This is a genomic window from Rhizobium sp. AB2/73, assembly GCF_020871915.1.
GTDB lineage: Bacteria > Pseudomonadota > Alphaproteobacteria > Rhizobiales > Rhizobiaceae > Rhizobium > Rhizobium dioscoreae.
In genome coordinates this window covers 2862501-2879698 of the sequence record NZ_CP067071.1, presented here as the reverse complement: position 1 = coordinate 2879698, position 17198 = coordinate 2862501, and the positions used below count along the sequence as shown (strand labels likewise).

General features: G+C 59.8%; 18 protein-coding genes (1 of these 18 only partly in view). 14 read left to right on the top strand and 4 right to left on the bottom strand.

All coding sequences use genetic code 11. The annotated features are described in order from the left end of the window. Positions 1–17 precede the first annotated feature (17 nt). Entirely contained in the window at positions 18–344 is a 327-nt protein-coding gene (locus I8E17_RS14210) for a hypothetical protein (RefSeq protein ID WP_069612952.1), read from the bottom strand. A 385-nt stretch (positions 345–729) separates the two neighbouring features. Here I8E17_RS14210 and I8E17_RS14205 point away from each other — a divergent pair, with 385 nt between their 5' ends. Together I8E17_RS14205 and I8E17_RS14200 are read left to right on the top strand one after the other, a co-directional pair. Further along, positions 730–1047, top strand: coding sequence for a hypothetical protein (locus I8E17_RS14205; protein ID WP_069612953.1), 318 nt, complete (start codon positions 730–732; stop codon positions 1045–1047). A 176-nt stretch (positions 1048–1223) separates the two neighbouring features. Then, positions 1224–1406 carry a Flp family type IVb pilin gene (locus I8E17_RS14200; RefSeq protein WP_069612954.1) on the top strand — a complete coding sequence of 61 codons (183 nt, stop codon included), beginning with the start codon at positions 1224–1226 and terminating at the stop codon, positions 1404–1406. Positions 1407–1415: 9 nt separating this feature from the next. On the opposite strand, the gene I8E17_RS14195 is transcribed toward I8E17_RS14200, so the two are convergent. After that, complete coding sequence (locus tag I8E17_RS14195) at positions 1416–2300, bottom strand: methyltransferase domain-containing protein (RefSeq protein WP_069612981.1); 885 nt, start codon at positions 2298–2300, stop codon at positions 1416–1418. A gap of 118 nt (positions 2301–2418) precedes the next feature. Between I8E17_RS14195 and I8E17_RS14190 the strand changes: the two genes are divergently transcribed. Genes I8E17_RS14190 through I8E17_RS14170 form a run of 5 tightly spaced genes read left to right on the top strand, consistent with a single transcriptional unit; the run spans position 2419 to position 5377 of the window. Then, positions 2419–3195 (top strand): ComF family protein, encoded by a 777-nt coding sequence (locus I8E17_RS14190; RefSeq protein WP_069612955.1) that lies wholly within the window; start codon positions 2419–2421, stop codon positions 3193–3195. Positions 3196–3225: 30 nt separating this feature from the next. Beyond that, a complete protein-coding gene (gene grxC / locus I8E17_RS14185; RefSeq protein WP_069612956.1) occupies positions 3226–3483 on the top strand; it encodes a glutaredoxin 3 in 258 nt (85 codons plus the stop codon). 24 nt (positions 3484–3507) lie between these two features. After that, entirely contained in the window at positions 3508–4365 is an 858-nt protein-coding gene (locus I8E17_RS14180) for a carbon-nitrogen hydrolase family protein (protein ID WP_069612957.1), read from the top strand. Further along, positions 4362–4790 carry a DUF1178 family protein gene (locus I8E17_RS14175; protein WP_219511436.1) on the top strand — a complete coding sequence of 143 codons (429 nt, stop codon included), beginning with the start codon at positions 4362–4364 and terminating at the stop codon, positions 4788–4790. The genes I8E17_RS14180 and I8E17_RS14175 overlap by 4 nt, the downstream gene beginning before the upstream one ends. Further along, on the top strand, positions 4790–5377 hold the full coding sequence (locus tag I8E17_RS14170) for a DUF3291 domain-containing protein (protein WP_069612959.1): 588 nt from the start codon (positions 4790–4792) through the stop codon (positions 5375–5377). The genes I8E17_RS14175 and I8E17_RS14170 overlap by 1 nt, the downstream gene beginning before the upstream one ends. 21 nt (positions 5378–5398) lie before the next feature. Here I8E17_RS14170 and ubiG read toward each other — a convergent pair whose 3' ends face one another. Further along, positions 5399–6151: a bifunctional 2-polyprenyl-6-hydroxyphenol methylase/3-demethylubiquinol 3-O-methyltransferase UbiG gene (gene ubiG, locus I8E17_RS14165; protein WP_113366670.1), complete on the bottom strand. Its 753-nt coding sequence runs from the start codon at positions 6149–6151 to the stop codon at positions 5399–5401. A gap of 263 nt (positions 6152–6414) precedes the next feature. Between ubiG and I8E17_RS14160 the strand changes: the two genes are divergently transcribed. From I8E17_RS14160 to clpB, 7 genes are all read left to right on the top strand, one after another. Next, on the top strand, positions 6415–7041 hold the full coding sequence (locus tag I8E17_RS14160; protein WP_069612961.1) for a hypothetical protein: 627 nt from the start codon (positions 6415–6417) through the stop codon (positions 7039–7041). A gap of 171 nt (positions 7042–7212) precedes the next feature. Next, positions 7213–8487: an aspartate kinase gene (locus I8E17_RS14155; protein WP_069612962.1), complete on the top strand. Its 1275-nt coding sequence runs from the start codon at positions 7213–7215 to the stop codon at positions 8485–8487. Between the two features lie 100 nt (positions 8488–8587). Next, a complete protein-coding gene (ptsP, locus tag I8E17_RS14150) occupies positions 8588–10855 on the top strand; it encodes a phosphoenolpyruvate--protein phosphotransferase (RefSeq protein ID WP_069612963.1) in 2268 nt (755 codons plus the stop codon). A gap of 93 nt (positions 10856–10948) precedes the next feature. Beyond that, positions 10949–12028, top strand: coding sequence for a peptide chain release factor 1 (gene prfA / locus I8E17_RS14145; RefSeq protein WP_069612964.1), 1080 nt, complete (start codon positions 10949–10951; stop codon positions 12026–12028). Then, positions 12025–12900, top strand: coding sequence for a peptide chain release factor N(5)-glutamine methyltransferase (gene prmC, locus I8E17_RS14140; protein WP_112723642.1), 876 nt, complete (start codon positions 12025–12027; stop codon positions 12898–12900). Before prfA ends, prmC begins: the two co-directional genes overlap by 4 nt. Before the next feature lie 345 nt (positions 12901–13245). Continuing rightward, positions 13246–13944, top strand: coding sequence for a DUF4167 domain-containing protein (locus tag I8E17_RS14135; protein WP_069612966.1), 699 nt, complete (start codon positions 13246–13248; stop codon positions 13942–13944). Between the two features lie 387 nt (positions 13945–14331). Further along, complete coding sequence (clpB, locus tag I8E17_RS14130) at positions 14332–16932, top strand: ATP-dependent chaperone ClpB (protein WP_069612967.1); 2601 nt, start codon at positions 14332–14334, stop codon at positions 16930–16932. Positions 16933–17039: 107 nt separating this feature from the next. Here the strand turns inward: clpB and I8E17_RS14125 are convergent, their stop codons facing one another. Further along, positions 17040–17198 carry the 3' end of a M23 family metallopeptidase gene (locus tag I8E17_RS14125; RefSeq protein WP_069612968.1) on the bottom strand. 1782 nt of this gene lie beyond the right edge of the window, so only the last 159 of its 1941 coding nucleotides appear in the window; the start codon falls outside the window, past its right edge; the stop codon is at positions 17040–17042.

The window sequence follows — 17198 nt, the reverse complement described above, 5'->3', positions numbered from 1 at the left end:
TGAGGCAGCGCCGGTATCTAGATATCTCTGAATTTGAAACTTGATTTTGCAAGCTGATCGAGTTGGGAGACACCAGGCTCTCGAGGGGACGCATCCGTCTTCGGCATTTTGCGGAGCAAATCCGTCAGCATGTCAGATTGCCTGTCACATTCGCGGCGAATTGCCTCCAAATGTTCGAGCATTAGTCCAAGGGCAAAAATCACGGCGCCGTTAAAAGCGTAGGAAAGGGCGCCTATCAGCCCCGCCGCTACGCCGGCTGCACTTCCACTAAACAACGTCGCAATCCCGAACAGGATCGCAATACCAATCACCAAACCGCCAACCGCCTTGAGCAAACCCGCCATGTGTAAATTCACGCAACCCAGGATAACAAAATGTAGCTTGGCGATATATCATGGCGCGCAAGTGTCAATCTCTATTATTTGATGTATCGATGAAATTTTCGTCCAGTGCGTGCCTCTCCGGACCGAATTTGATGTCTCGTCGTGGGGCGGATCTTTTTTAGGTTCACGCAGTGACGGTTTGAAATGCGTCAAGGCAATACGTCGCAAATATGGTTAACGAGAATTAGCCATTTAATATCAGGCCGATAGTGCGAATCACGCACTGTCCCGGAACTTTACGTCTCATTAATTTGCATGTGGATATTAAGGGATCGTTTATGACCTTCTGGCATTCAATTCTCTCAATCAAGCGGGTTGTTGGGTGCGTTAAAGAAGGCTTGACATAATGGACGACGATTTCTGGAAAGCTGTTCAGGAAAAAGAGCAGTCCTATTCCACGTCGCGCAGGACGGGCGCGTTGAATATCGCTTTGCTGTTCGGTACGGCGGCGGTGGCGCTTTCGCTTATTCTCACGCCGATGCTCTCCGACAAATCAAAATCGCGCGTGCTTGCAAGCGCGCCGGATATTGACAATATTACCACGGGTTCGATCCCGCAGACGGAAAACGGCAAGCGGTATACGATCCGTCGTAGTGTTCTGCAGCAGGAGCCGGGTTCGGTTTGTATCGTCCAGGGTTATGGTGCCGACAGCGGCTGCCAATAGAGCTATCCCAGGAAAAGTGCGTAGCGGTTTTCCGTCCGGAATTGCGTAGAAACAAAAGATTGAGCGTTTTTGCGATTTAAAGAAAGCACAAACGCTCTGGTGCATGAGCATAGCCTGCCGGATGCCATGACGAGCATCGGATTCATCAGTTGTCCAATGCTGGGAGCTTCGAGCTTATGCGTTCCGTTCGGCGTATTTTCACCGATAAGACCGGTGCCACGGTCATTGAATATGGCCTCATCGCAGCCTTGATGTCGGCTGCGATTATCAGCGGTGTCGGCGCCTTCGGAGGCAGCCTCTCAAGCACATTCAACCTCCTGTCCAATACGATACAGAATTCGGCGGCGTCCCAGAACTGAAGCGACCGTCTACTGCTTCAGCTTGTGTTCCTCGACCTTGAGCGCATCGGCCAACCGTGCCTTGGCCGACCCTGGCCGCAGCGGCTTCTGCTGACTTTCATGCGGCGTCCAGCCTGAGACGTAGATGATCGAGAATGTCGCCCTGATCCGCCCGTCCGGATCGGAATAGCGTTCGGCGTAAAGCTCGGCCGCACGCAGGAAGAAGGCACGCGTCAGCGGCTTGCGGCTGCGGTCGACCAGCGGATTGGTCATGCCCATGGCCCGCAGATCGCGCATCAGGGCAAAGAGATTGTCGTAGCGCACCGTATAGGTTTCGGCGTCGATGACGGGCAGGGTAAAGCCGGCACGCTGCAGGAGGCCACCGACATCGCGGACATCGGCAAAGGGGATGACGCGCGGGCTTGCGCCCCCCGTCAGTTCGATTTCGGTCGCAAGCAAGACCTCGCGCAGCTCCTGCAGGGTGCCGGAACCGGGGATCGCCGCCAGGAAAAGACCATCCGCCTTCAGCGCGCGGCGGATCTGGATGAAGACGCCGGGCGTGTCGTTTGTGACATGCAAACTGAGCGGGGAAAGCACGAGATTGACCGATTCCGGCTCCAGCGGCAGTTCTTCCGGCGGCGCTTCGATAAGGGCCTCGCCGGGAGCGGCAAAACCCATTTCGTTTTCGATCCTTTTCAAATGGCCGATCTTGCCGGTTGCCAGAGCAAGGTGCGCAGCTACGCCGGTCGCGCCATGCAGCTCGACGGCTTCGTCGAAATGGCGTTCGGTGACGCCAAGCCGCTCCGCCAGTTCGCCGGCGGCAATGTCGAGCAGGAATGCCGCTTTCGGGTCGCCTTGTCTTAAGGCCCGGCGCTTGCGGGCTGCAAGCAGCGATTGGTCGAACACGATTTCCATGGTGGTTTCCTGCACTATCATCAATTCGGCGGCGCGTGCCGGGCACGCGCGTTTTCTCTTGCGCATCCCGGACGGAAAATCGCTATACACTTTTCCCGGAATTGCTAGTGTCAATCATATGGGGATGATGGGACGCGAAATCACCTTTTCGATGCTGGGTGCCGGGCTGAAAAGGCCCTTCGTGGCGCTCGCCGATCTCGTCTATCCGCCCGCATGCCCGGGCTGTGGGGTTTCGGTCGGCGCGCATCGAGGCCTCTGTCCGACATGCTGGTCCGGTATCCGCTTCATCGAACGGCCCTATTGCGAGGTGCTGGGCAGCCCGTTTTCCCATGATCTTGGTGCCGGCATTCTGAGCGCTGAGGCGATTGCCGATCCGCCCGTCTTCGACCGCCTGCGCTCCGCTGCGGTTCACGATGGTATCGTCCGCGATCTCGTTCTCAGCCTGAAATACCGCGATCGTACCGATCTCGCGCCGATGATGGCCGGCTGGATGCAGCGTGCCAGCGACGGCACGATTGCGGATTGCGATGCGATCATTCCGGTGCCGTTGCATCGAGCACGGCTGTTTGCGCGCAAATACAATCAGGCTGCCGAGCTTGCTCGCCACATTGCCCGTCTCTCGGGCAAACCGCTGCTTGCCACAACACTCCTGCGCGTCAAACGCACGAGCCAGCAGGTGGGTCTGGGGGCGAAGGCGCGACAAGACAATGTGCGCGGCGCTTTCGCCGTCTCCGAGCATCGGGCTGCCGATATATTCGGGCGGCGCATCGTTCTGGTCGATGATGTCTATACCACCGGCGCCACGGTTGCCGCGGCCACGCGCGCACTGAAGAAAGCAGGTGCGGCCGATGTCACGGTTTTGACCTTTGCAAGGGTCGTTGGCCATCTTATATGACAATCAATCTAGGCTTTTCCGGAGTGGATCATGGCATCCGTCGTCATCTATACGCGTGAATTCTGCGGCTATTGCGCCCGTGCGAAATCCCTGCTCGAATCCAAAGGCGTCGACTATGTCGAGCACAATGCCACCTATTCGCCCGAACTGCGGCAGGAGATGATTGCGAAGTCGAACGGCGCCGCGACCTTCCCGCAGATCTTCATCAATGGTGAGCATGTCGGCGGCTGCGACGACATCCATGCGCTCGACCGGGCCGGCAAGCTCGATCCGATGCTGGCTGCCTGACCTGTCTTTACGAGGGAGAAACCGATGAGCTTCAAGGCTGCCGCCATCCAGATGTGTTCCGGTGTCGATCCGGTGAAGAACGCGGCTGATATGGTGCGCTTGGTGCGCGACGCCACTTCGCAAGGTGCTGTCTATGTGCAAACGCCGGAGATGACCGGCGCGGTGCAGAAGGATCGTCCGGGCCTGCGCGCTGTGCTGCGTGACGAGCCGAACGATATCATCGTCAAGACGGCGTCCGGACTGGCAGAAGAGCTCGGCATATACCTGCATATCGGTTCGACCGCCATTGCGCTCGATGACGGCAAGATCGCCAATCGCGGTTTCCTCTTCGGTCCTGACGGCAAGCTCATCAATCGCTACGACAAGATCCATATGTTCGACGTCGATCTCGACAATGGCGAGAGCTGGCGCGAAAGCGCGGTCTATCGGCCGGGGTCGGAGGCGCGCATCGCATCGCTGCCGTTCGCCGAACTCGGCTTTTCCATCTGCTACGATTTGCGCTTTCCGCAGCTCTTCCGCGCCCAGGCTGTTGCCGGCGCCGAGGTGATGACGGTACCTGCCGCCTTCACCAAGCAGACCGGCGAAGCGCATTGGGAAATCCTGCTGCGTGCCCGCGCCATCGAAAACGGCATGTTCGTCATTGCCGCCGCCCAGGCCGGCAAGCACGAGGATGGCCGCGAGACCTTCGGTCATTCGATGATTATCGATCCCTGGGGCAAGGTGCTGGCATCCGCCGGTGGCACGGGCGAGGCCGTGGTCATCGCCGAGATCGATATCGCTGCCGTCAAATCAGCCCATGACAAGATACCGAACCTGAAGAATGCGCGCGAATTTTCGCTGGAGAAGATCGCGACGCCGGCGGCTGGAGGCGTCGCTGCTTGATCCGTTATTCGCTTACCTGTGACAATGCCCATGAGTTCGAGGGCTGGTTTTCCGAAAGTGCCGATTTCGACCGCCAGGTCGCAAGCGGATTCCTTACCTGTCCTGTCTGCAATTCGGCTGCGATCTCCAAGCTGCTGATGGCGCCCTCGGTTTCGACGGTGCGCAAGAAGGACGAGATGCAGACCCTCGCGATGGACGCAGCGCGCAAGCAGGCCTTGGTGAAACTCAAGGAAGCGGTCGATGCCATAAAGGCCAATGCCGAGGATGTCGGCACCAAGTTCCCCGAGGAAGCCCGCAAGATCCATTACGGCGAAGCGGATGCGCGGGGGATCATCGGCAAAGCGACGCCCGATGAGGCGCAAGCCCTCGTCGAGGAAGGTATCGAGATCGCTGCCATTCCCGTGCTGCCAGACGATATCAACTGATGCCGGCGAGCGCGAGCAAGCATCTCGCCATGTATAATTTCGGGCTGCATGTCGCGGCCTACGACAGTCCTGAGGTCGAGGGATTTCGGCTGCGGGAAGCAGCGAATTTCGAGGCTGCGGCCCATGCTCACGGCTTCATTGGTCGCTCCGGTTATGCGGGCGAACCCGGCATTCCCTGCTGGGGCGAGCAGGTCTTTCCGCGCTTCATTGAGGGCAGCGGCTTTCAGACCGCTCCATCATCCTTGTCGCTTTGGGCCGATATCGAATCGCTTATGGCATTCACCTATAGCGGCGTCCATGCCGACGCCCTGAAACATGGACGACACTGGAATATCAGGCAGAGCTGGCCGCCGCTTGTCCTTTGGTGGGTGGATCACGGGACCATTCCGGAATGGAGGGATGGCGTCGAGCGCCTGGAACATTTGCACGATCATGGTGCCGGCCCGGCTGCCTTCTCGTTCAAGCAGCCCTATGGGCCTGCTGGCCGGCCTCAGGAGATCGATCGCCTTCGCATTAAAGAGATCGTTGCTCGCAACGCCGTGGGCCAGCGCGAGTTGCTGGCACACGTATTGACATTGAAGGTCTGAGGCGGATTCGCAGATGCGCGATCAGCCCAAGTTCGCTCGCTTCGCCAGAAGCATGTAGTTGACGTCCATATCCTTCGAGAGGTTCCAGCGGTCCTGCAGCGGCGAATAGAAGACGCCCGTGCGGGCAATGATATCGAGACCGCTTGCGGCAAGCGGCTTTTCGATCTCCTCCGGGCGGACAAGCTTTTCATACTGGTGCGTGCCGCGAGGCAGCCAGCGAAGCACGTTTTCGGCGGCGAAGATGGCAAGGGCTGCCGCCTTCATGGTGCGGTTGATGGTCGCAACGAACATCACGCCGCCGGGACGCACCATTTTTGCGCAGGTCGACAGGAAGAATTCGACGTCGGCGACATGCTCGACCACTTCCATGTTCAGCACGATATCGAAGGTTTCGCCGGCTTCGGCCAGCTGCTCGGCGGTGACGGCACGGTAATCGACGGGAACCCCGGAGGCTTTTGCGTGCGTCGAGGCGATGCCGATGTTCTTTTCCGAGGGATCGGCGCCGATCACGGTGGCGCCCATGCGCGCTACCGGCTCCGACAGCAGACCGCCGCCACAGCCGATGTCGAGCACGCGAAGGCCCTCAAGCGGTCGGCTGCTCTTCGGATCGCGGTCGAAATTCTCGCAGGCGCGGTCGCGGATATATGCCAGACGGACCGGATTGAACTTGTGAAGCGGTTTGAACTTGCCGGTCGGGCTCCACCATTCAGCCGCCATGGCGGAAAAACGGTCCACTTCGCTCTGGTCGATCGTGCTCTTTGCCGTTTCGCTCATGGCTCACTCCATCATTTGCGTCGTTCCGCGGTTCGGACGACTGCAAGCAATAATTCTACCTGAAGGGTGAAGTCGGACGATCGATGCGCGATGTCAAGGGCCTGCGGCCTTCGATCAGCTGTGGGGTATCTCGATTGCGCGATGCGAATTGCGGTGCGGAGGTTGACACGGCGGTATCTTATGGCCGATCAATCGCGGGGTTGTGAAATGGACTTTCGGAACCGGGATCGATTGCGATCGACTGGCCTGTAGAGGAGCTCCTCATGAGACCACTCCGTCTCGCGACGGTCGTCGCCATGTGCTGGTTTGCGGCCAGCCATGCATGCGCCGGGGACGGCAAGGGGTTTCGCCTGACGATCGACGGAGTCAGCGTCGGCATCAATCCCGGCGATACGCTCGAAGTCACCATGAAGGATGGCCGCAAGGTCCCGGTGGAGCTGCAGCGCAGCGAGACGGTGACCTTCACCGGCGGCAAATTCTCCTTCGATCATGATGGCAAGTTCACGGTTGCAAAAACGGATCTCGGCGACGGCGTGCAGCAATATGCGCTGATGACGCCGATCGGCACGGGCATCATCGTGCAGGTCTATAAGGGTCTTAACCCTTCCGGCTATACCGATGTCGTACTCCAGCAGATGGTGCAGGAGAGTATCAATGGCGGCGCGAAAATCAGCAAGCGAGCGACCCAGCGCACATTGCCGAGCGGCACCGTGCTGAAGGGCGTGAAGGCAGAGACGACCACGGACGACGACGTCATGGAATATGAGATCGTCGCGACCGGCCGGCCGGAAGGCGGCGTGCTTGTCGCCACCTTCCTCAACAAAGAAAATATCCCCAAGGAAGGGGGCATTCTCGACAAGCTCTGGTCGAGCTTAAAAGTGGATTTTTAGAGTAAACTTTTCGTCGCCTCTGACGTCCGATGCTATTGCGCCTGCCCGACAAACTCGCTAAGAGACGGCCCCATTGAGATCACGCTTTTCCGGCTACCGAACCGGAAGGGCGATTTTGCATGTCGGGCTTTCCGCATTTGGCCGCCCGGCGCAGGGTACTGGTAGAGGCACATGGCACGCATCGTGATGAAATTCGGCGGGACCTCCGTCGCGGATCTGGACCGTATCAAGAACGTTGCACGCCATGTGAAACGCGAGGTCGATGCCGGTCACGAAGTGGCAGTCGTCGTTTCCGCCATGTCCGGCAAGACCAACGAACTGGTCGGCTGGGTGCAGAACATGCCGAAAGTCTCCGGCGCCAATCACTCGATTTATGATGCGCGCGAATATGACGCCGTCGTGGCTTCGGGCGAGCAGGTTACCTCCGGCCTGCTGGCGATTGCGCTGCAGGCCATGGGCATCAACGCCCGTTCGTGGCAGGGTTGGCAGATCCCCATCCGCACCGACAATGCGCATGGTGCGGCCCGCATTCTCGACATCGACGGCGAAGACATGATCCGCCGCATGAAGGAAGGGCAGGTCGCCGTCGTCGCCGGGTTCCAGGGCCTCGGTCCCGACAATCGCGTCGCGACGCTCGGCCGCGGCGGTTCCGACACGTCGGCCGTTGCGATCGCCGCCGCCGTGAAGGCCGATCGCTGCGATATCTACACGGATGTCGATGGCGTCTACACGACCGACCCGCGCATCGAGCCGAAGGCGCGCCGCCTCAAGAAGATCGCCTTCGAGGAAATGCTCGAAATGGCGTCTCTCGGTGCAAAGGTGCTGCAGGTGCGCTCGGTCGAGCTCGCCATGGTGTTCAAGGTCCGCACTTTCGTGCGCTCTTCTTTCGAGGATCCCGATGCTCCGGGCATGGGCGATCTGCTTAACCCGCCCGGAACGCTGATTTGTGACGAGGAAGAAATCGTGGAACAGGAAGTAGTCACCGGCATTGCCTATGCCAAGGATGAGGCTCAGATCTCGCTGCGTCGTCTTGCTGACCGGCCGGGTGTTTCCGCCGCGATCTTCGGGCCGCTGGCCGAAAACCACATCAATGTCGACATGATCGTCCAGAACATTTCCGAAGACGGCTCCAAGACCGATATGACCTTCACGGTCCCCTCGGGCGACGTCGAGAAGGCGCTGCGCGTTCTTGGCGAAAACAAGGAAAAGATCGGCTACGACGTCGTCCAGAGCGAATCAGGTCTGGTCAAGGTTTCGGTCATCGGCATCGGCATGCGCTCGCATGCAGGCGTGGCTGCGACCGCTTTCAGGGCACTTGCCGAAAAAGGCATCAACATCAAGGCCATTACGACGTCAGAAATCAAGATTTCCATCCTGATCGACGGTCCTTATGCAGAACTCGCAGTCAGGACTTTGCATTCCTGCTACGGTCTGGATAAGAGTTGAGTCACGATTGCTGACGACGGACCGTGACGGAGGCGAGTTTCGGCCGGCCCTGACGTGGGCAAGACAGGCATGACATCTTGATTCGGGAGCTAGTGGCGCAATGAGAGACCTATCCGGCGGTCCACGCGTTCTGCTCAAGCGGCTACGCGAATTGATGGCGGAGCCGCTGGAGCCGCAGGAGCGCCTTGACCGGATCGTCCGCCAGATTGCCAGCAACATGGTTGCCGAGGTTTGCTCGGTCTATGTGCTGCGCGCCGACGGTGTCCTTGAACTTTACGCCACCGAAGGTCTGAACAAAGAGGCCGTCCACCTTTCGCAATTGAAGATGGGGCAAGGCCTGGTCGGCACGATTGCCGCATCCGCCCAGCCGCTCAATCTTTCCGATGCACAATCGCATCCGGCCTTCCGCTATCTGCCGGAAACCGGCGAAGAGATCTATCACTCCTTCCTCGGCGTGCCGATCCTGCGCACCGGCCGTTCGCTCGGCGTCCTCGTCGTCCAGAACAAGGCGAGCCGCAATTATCGCGAGGAAGAACTGGAGGCGCTCGAAACGACGGCCATGGTGCTGGCCGAGATGATCGCAACCGGCGAGCTGAAGAAGATCACCAAGCCTGGCCTGGAACTCGATCTCACTCGCTCCGTTACGATCGATGGCGACAGCTACAATGAAGGCATCGGCCTCGGCTATGTCGTGCTGCACGAGCCGCGCATCGTCGTCACCAATCTCTTGAACGAGGATGCCGACAAGGAAATCGGCCGCCTCGCCGAGGCACTCGGTTCGCTGCGTATTTCGATCGACGACATGCTGTCGCGCCGTGACGTGTCCATGGAAGGCGAGCATCGCGAGGTGCTTGAAACCTACCGCATGTTCGCGCACGACCAGGGCTGGGTGCGCAAGCTCGAGGAAGCCGTCCGCAACGGCCTGACCGCTGAAGCCGCCGTCGAAAAGGTGCAGAGCGACACAAAGGCGCGCATGATGCGCCTGACTGATCCCTATCTGCGCGAACGCATGCATGATTTCGAAGATCTGGCGAACCGGCTGCTCCGGCAGCTCATCGGCCATGCGGGCCGCACCAGCGCCGAAGGTTTCCCGAGCGATGCCATCATCTTTGCCCGTGCCATGGGTGCGGCAGAGCTGCTCGACTATCCGCGTTCCAATATTCGCGGTCTTGTGCTGGAAGAGGGCGCGGTCACGAGCCACGTCGTCATCGTGGCGCGCGCCATGGGTATTCCGGTCGTCGGACAGGCGGTAGGTGTTGTCGCGCTGGCGGAAAATGGCGATCCGGTCATCATCGACGGCGATGGCGGTCACGTGCACCTGCGGCCGATGGCCGATCATCAACGTTCCTATGAAGAGAAGGTGCGGTTTCGCGCCCGTCGGCAGGAGCAGTTCCGTGCGTTGCGCTCCGTCGAGCCGGTCACCAAGGACGGGCAGCGCATTTCTCTGCTGATGAATGCCGGTCTCTTGGTCGACCTGCCGCAGCTCTCCGAATCCGGCGCCGAGGGTATCGGCCTGTTCCGCACCGAACTGCAGTTCATGATCGCCTCGACCATGCCGAAGGCGGATGAGCAGGAGGCCTTCTACCGCAATGTCATGAAGCAGGCGGGTGGCCGCGTTGTCACTTTCCGCACGCTCGACATTGGCGGCGACAAGGTCGTGCCCTATTTCCGGGCACATGAGGAGGAGAACCCGGCGCTCGGCTGGCGTGCCATCCGCCTCTCGCTCGACCGGCCGGGCCTGTTGCGTACGCAGCTGAGGGCCATGCTGAAGGCTGCGGCTGACAACGAATTGAAGATGATGGTGCCGATGGTCACGGAAGTTTCCGAGATCAGGGCCGTCCGTGAGCTCCTGCAGAAGGAAGTGCAGCACCTCTCGCGCTTCGGGCATAGCCTGCCGCGCAAGCTGCAGTTCGGCGCCATGCTTGAGGTGCCGGCGCTGCTGTGGCAGCTGGATGAGCTGATGGCGGAAGTCGATTTCGTCTCGGTCGGCTCCAACGATCTGTTCCAGTTCTCGATGGCTGTCGATCGTGGCAATGCCCGCGTTTCGGATCGCTTCGATCCGCTCGAGCGGCCGTTCCTGCGTATCCTGCGTGATATTGTGCGGGCTGGCGAACGCAACAAGACGCCGGTGACGCTTTGCGGCGAACTGGCGGGCAAGACGATTTCGGCCATGGCCCTGCTCGGCATCGGTTTCCGCTCGGTTTCAATGTCGCCGGCCTCGATCGGGCCGGTCAAGGCAATGCTGCTCGGGCTTGACCTCAAGGCTTTGTCCGAAGTCATGGAAGCCGCACTCGATGACAAGCAGCCGACGAATTCCATGCGGGATATCCTTGTGCGCTTTGCCGAGAGCCACAATATTCCGCTTTAGCGCGCGATCCTGAAAAGCACGAAGCGGTTTGCAGGCAGGATCACGCGCATCACAACATCAAAGCAGAGATAATAAGAAGAATTGGAGTAGAGGGTGGCGAAGCTCCCTGTTGAAAAAATGCGCGAATTGGAACGCCGCTTCGGCGAGATCGAGGCGCGCATGTCCGCCGGTCCGGCCGCGGATGTCTATGTGAAGCTTGCTTCCGAATATTCCGAGCTGCAGCCGGTCGTGACCAAAATCCGCGATTACGAGCGCGCTCTTGCCGAGGCTGCCGATCTCGAAACCATGCTCTCCGACAAGTCCGTCGATCGCGATATGCGCGATCTTGCCGAAATGGAGCTGCCCGAGGTCAAGGAGCGGATCGAGACGCTGGAAAAGGCGATCCAGATCGAGCTTCTGCCGAAGGATGCCGCCGACGAGAAGAGCGCGATCTTGGAAATCCGCGCCGGCACCGGCGGCTCCGAAGCGGCCCTTTTCGCTGGCGATCTCTTCCGCATGTACGAGCGTTTTGCCGCCAGCAATGGCTGGAAGGTGGAAGTGCTTTCGGCGAGCGAGGGCGAAGCGGGCGGCTTCAAGGAAATCATCGCCACCATCAGCGGCAAGGGCGTGTTTTCCCGGTTGAAGTTCGAATCCGGTGTTCACCGCGTGCAGCGTGTGCCGGAAACGGAAGCGAGCGGGCGTATTCATACTTCTGCGGCGACCGTCGCCGTGCTGCCGGAGGCCGAAGAAATCGATATCGAGATCCGGCCCGAGGATATCCGCATCGACACAATGCGCTCTTCAGGTGCCGGTGGTCAGCACGTCAATACGACCGACTCGGCCGTGCGCATCACCCATCTTCCCTCGGGTATCGTTGTCACGAGCTCGGAAAAGTCGCAGCATCAGAACCGCGCCAAAGCCATGCAGGTTCTGCGGTCTCGCCTGTTCGACATGGAGCGCCAGCGGGCCGACAGCGAGCGTTCCGCCGACCGCAAAAGCCAGGTCGGCTCCGGCGATCGGTCCGAGCGCATCCGCACCTATAATTTCCCGCAGGGGCGCGTCACCGATCACCGCATCAACCTGACGCTCTACAAGCTCGACCGGATGATGGTGGGCGAGATCGACGAGGTGGTCGATGCGCTGCTGGCGGATTACCAGGCAAGCCAGCTTGCCCAGCTCGGCGAACAGGCATGAGTGGCGGGCAGGGACCGACCGCATCCGAGCTCCTGCAGGAGGCGCGCGCCCGCTTTGCCGGGGCCGATTTCGACGATCCCGCCACGGAAGCACGCATTCTTGTCGGCGGTCTTCTGCATCTTTCCGCAGCCGGGTTCGTAACGCACGGTTCCGAGCCCGTATCCGAGGATGATACGGTGATGGTACGCGCGGCGATCGCTCGCCGGCTCAATCACGAGCCGGTCTATCGCATTCTCGGCGAGCGGGAGTTCTATGGTCTTTCGCTGCGGCTTTCGTCGGCGACGCTCGAGCCGCGGCCCGATACGGAAATCCTCGTCGATACGATGCTGCCACATGTCAGGCGTCTTGAATCCCAGATCGGCAATATCCATATACTGGACATCGGAACGGGAACCGGGGCCATTTGTTTGGCCCTGCTTCATGAATGCCCTAAAGCGATGGGCGTTGGTTCCGATATTTCCAGCGAAGCGCTGGAAACCGCTCGCGGGAACGCGGAGCGAAATGGCTTGGCGGCGCGGTTCAGGACCGCGCATGGAAGCTGGTTTGAAGCCATCCACGAACGTTTTCACGTGATTGTCTCAAATCCGCCCTATATTGCGTCTAGTGTCATTTCCACTCTCGCTCCAGAAGTAAAGGATTTCGATCCTCCCACGGCCCTTGATGGGGGCCTTGATGGGCTGGATGCATACAGGGCGATCGCAAAGGATGCGGCTCGATTTCTATATCAGAACGGTATGATTGGTGTGGAGATCGGCTACGATCAGCGTGAAACGGTGACTTCGGTTTTTGAAGGAGCAGGATTTTCCCTTGTCGAGGCGGTTCGGGACTACGGCCAGAATGACCGGGTTCTTGTGTTTGAATTTCAACATTAACGTGACATTTTGCAGCGGATTTGTGGAACCCCGTTGTTATCGCAAAGAAAAAGCTTGGATTTCCTGAGGAAGCAATATAGGTTGCGTTCACGCGTTGGGCGGCTGGGAATGAACGAGACGATTCGCTCATCTTGGACAGCCTCGGGGATCCGCTCTCTGATAAGAGTGTCAAAGGTTGAAGATAACCCAATGCGTGATCAGTTAATCTGACGTAGTCGAGCGGCAGACGAGCGCTAAAGCGCAGTTTGCTTGCGGCACGCAGGCCCGGTTCGGAAGTATCCGACCCGCGGCGGCAGGTGCCGTGTATGATTTTATCCCAACGAAGAGAATTCAGGTGAAGGATCTATGAGGCCAGGACAGCAAAACAAGCGCGGTCGGGGGCGTGGTAACAACAACAACGGCGGCGGCGGCGGAAATAACAACAACAATTTCAACCGCAAGGGCTCGAACCCGCTGACCAGGACTTACGACAGCTCCGGTCCCGATGTGAAAATCCGCGGAACCGCACAGCACATCGCCGAGAAGTACGCGGCCTTGGCTCGCGATGCTCAAAGCTCCGGCGACCGCGTCATGGCGGAAAACTACCTGCAGCATGCCGAGCATTACAATCGGATCATTGCCAGCGCGCAGGCGCAGATGCAGGAGCGCTACCAGCGCGACGATCATCACAATTACAATGACCGCGATAATGCCGAGCGCGATATCGACGATATCGATGCGCAGGAGATCGACGATCAGCCGCAGATGGCTCAGCCCCACGGTCGACAGCAGCAGGCTGCTACAGCGGTTGCTGCCGCTCCGGCCAGCGAGCCCGAGGTCATCAACGGCACCGGTCCGCAGCCGGTGATCGAAGGGATTCCCGCCGAAGTGGCGATCGAAGAGGAAACTCCGGCCGTGGCAACCACCGAGCGCCAGCCGCGCCGCCGCAGTGCCGGCGGTAACCGCCCGCGCCGCCAGCCGCGCCGCAGCGCTGCCGGTGCCGACGGTGAGGGCGAAGCCGCTTCGGGCGAAGCTCCGGCCTTGGCGGACGCAACCTCTGAATAAGACTTCTGCGCCTTCTGGCGCAGGTGGTCACGATATTGAAACGGCAACGGCGATGCTATGGGCATCACCGTTGCCGTTTTGCTATGGGCGAATGGAATGGGCGGAATGGTTATCAGGTCGCAAGAGAAAAGATTCGATGTCATCGACGGCCGAAGCCGCAGTTGGGCTGGATGAGCCGGTCAATAAGTCGGCGGGCTATGGTGACAAATCTCGCGCTTTTTTTCGCGTTTTATACCCTTTAAACTCTCCAGATATCCTCCCATATTTCCTCCAGTTGTCTTGCCGCAAATCTCAATGGCGGAAAGGCGGGGCCTGCCTCTAGAGGGGGCTCAATCTCAATCATCGGTCTGTGCCGGGTCCGGGCAGAGCGATTCATGGAGGTCTCACATGAATATTGAAAAATACTCCGAGCGGGTACGCGGTTTCCTGCAATCCGCTCAAACCAATGCGCTTGCACAGGGTAATCAGCAGTTCACGCCCGAGCACGTTCTCAAGGTGCTTCTGGACGACGATCAGGGCATGGCCGCCTCGTTGATTGAACGTGCCGGCGGCGACGCCAAGGCTGCCCGTATCGCCAATGATGCCGCGCTTGCCAAACTGCCGAAAGTTTCCGGCGGTGACGGCCAGGTCTATCTCTCACAGCCGCTCGCCAAGGTTTTCACGACCGCAGAAGATGCGGCCAAGAAGGCGGGCGACAGTTTCGTCACCGTCGAGCGTCTTTTGCAGGCGCTGGCGATCGAGCCTACGGCGTCGACCTCGGCGACGCTGAAAAACGCGGGCGTCACGCCCGTCGCCCTCAATCAGGTTATCAATGATATCCGCAAGGGCCGCACGGCTGACTCCGCCAATGCGGAGCAGGGCTTCGATTCCTTGAAAAAATATGCCCGCGACCTCACCGCCGAGGCGCGCGAAGGCAAGCTTGACCCCGTGATCGGTCGTGACGACGAAATTCGTCGCACCATCCAGGTCCTGTCCCGCCGTACGAAGAACAATCCGGTTCTCATCGGCGAGCCCGGCGTCGGCAAGACGGCGATCGTCGAAGGCCTGGCGCTGCGCATCGTCAATGGCGACGTGCCGGAATCGCTGAAGGACAAGAAGCTGATGGCGCTCGACATGGGCGCGCTGATTGCCGGCGCGAAATTCCGCGGCGAATTCGAAGAGCGGCTGAAGGCCGTTCTCAACGAAGTGCAGTCGGAAAATGGCGAGATCATCCTGTTCATCGACGAGATGCACACCCTTGTTGGCGCCGGCAAGGCTGATGGCGCCATGGATGCATCCAACCTTCTGAAGCCGGCGCTTGCGCGCGGCGAGCTGCATTGCGTTGGCGCGACGACGCTCGATGAATACCGCAAGCATGTCGAGAAGGATCCGGCGCTTGCCCGCCGCTTCCAGCCTGTCATGGTTGAGGAACCGACGGTCGAAGACACGATCTCGATCCTGCGCGGCTTGAAGGAAAAATACGAACAGCATCACAAGGTGCGCATCGCCGATGCTGCGCTGGTGGCTGCCGCGACCCTGTCGAACCGCTACATCACCGATCGCTTCCTGCCGGATAAGGCCATCGACCTGATGGACGAGGCTGCAGCGCGCTTGCGTATGCAGGTGGATTCGAAGCCGGAAGAGCTCGACGAGCTCGATCGCCGCATCATTCAGCTGAAGATCGAGCGTGAGGCGCTGAAAAAGGAAACCGACCAGTCCTCGGCCGACCGGCTGAAGCGGCTGGAGGGTGATCTTGCTTCTCTCGAAGAGGAAGCCGATGCACTGACCGCGCGTTGGCAGGCTGAAAAGCAGAAGCTCGGTCTTGCCGCCGATCTCAAGAAGCAGCTCGACGATGCCCGCAATGAGCTCGCCATTGCCCAACGCAAGGGTGAATTCCAGCGCGCCGGCGAGCTTGCCTATGGCGTGATCCCCAATCTTGAGAAGGAATTGAACGCCGCGGAAGAGCAGGATAGTGCCCGCGATTCCATGGTGCAGGAGGTCGTTACCGCTGACAATATCGCCCAGGTCGTTTCCCGCTGGACCGGGATTCCCGTGGACAAGATGCTGGAAGGCGAGCGCGACAAGCTGCTGCGGATGGAAGACGAGTTGGCAAAATGGGTCGTCGGCCAGGGTGACGCCGTTCAGGCTGTGTCGCGCGCCGTTCGTCGCTCGCGCGCCGGCCTGCAGGATCCGAACCGGCCGATCGGCTCGTTCATCTTTCTCGGTCCGACGGGTGTCGGCAAGACGGAACTGACCAAGGCGCTTGCCCGCTTCCTCTTCGACGACGAGACGGCAATGGTGCGCATCGACATGTCCGAGTACATGGAAAAGCATTCCGTGGCGCGGTTGATCGGTGCCCCTCCCGGCTATGTCGGCTATGAGGAAGGCGGCGCATTGACCGAAGCCGTCCGTCGCCGGCCCTACCAGGTCGTGCTGTTCGACGAGATCGAGAAGGCGCATCCCGATGTCTTCAACATCCTGCTCCAGGTTCTGGATGACGGACGTTTGACGGACGGGCAGGGCCGCACGGTCGATTTCCGCAACACGATGATCATCATGACCTCCAATCTGGGTGCCGAGTATCTCACCCAGCTGAAGGACGGCGATGACAGCGATCTGGTGCGCGAGCAGGTGATGGAAGTCGTCCGGTCGCATTTCCGGCCGGAATTCCTGAACCGTATCGACGAGATCATCCTGTTCCATCGCCTGAAGCGCGATGAGATGGGCGCGATCGTGGACATTCAGCTCGAACGTCTGCTGAAACTGTTGTCGGAACGCAAGATCACGCTCGAACTCGATGACGATGCCCGCCATTGGCTGGCCAACAAGGGCTACGATCCGGTCTACGGTGCACGGCCGCTGAAGCGGGTGATCCAGAAATATGTCCAGGATCCGCTCGCCGAGCAGATCCTGTCCGGGCAGATTCCGGATGGCTCGCTCGTCAAGGTCACCAGCGGTTCGGACCGGCTGTTGTTCCGCCCGCGTCAGGCGGTAAACGAAGCGGCCTAAACTGCGGCTGTTGAATAAATGCGGATGGCGGTCTTCGGGCCGCCATTTTGCTATCGGCCGTAGCGTAGTGTTGACAGCTCAGCATGAAATAGGCCGAGTGGCCGAGGCTACTTGCTGGCTATCTGCTTCGTCTTCTCGTCGGTAAGCAGCGTGTCGATGCGCTTGCGTTCTTCCTGGAACTTGGCGAGTGCGTCGCCCTCCAGCGATTTGCCGCCCGGAAGGCGGATGCGTAAGGGATCGACTTTCGTGCCGTTGACGATCAGCTC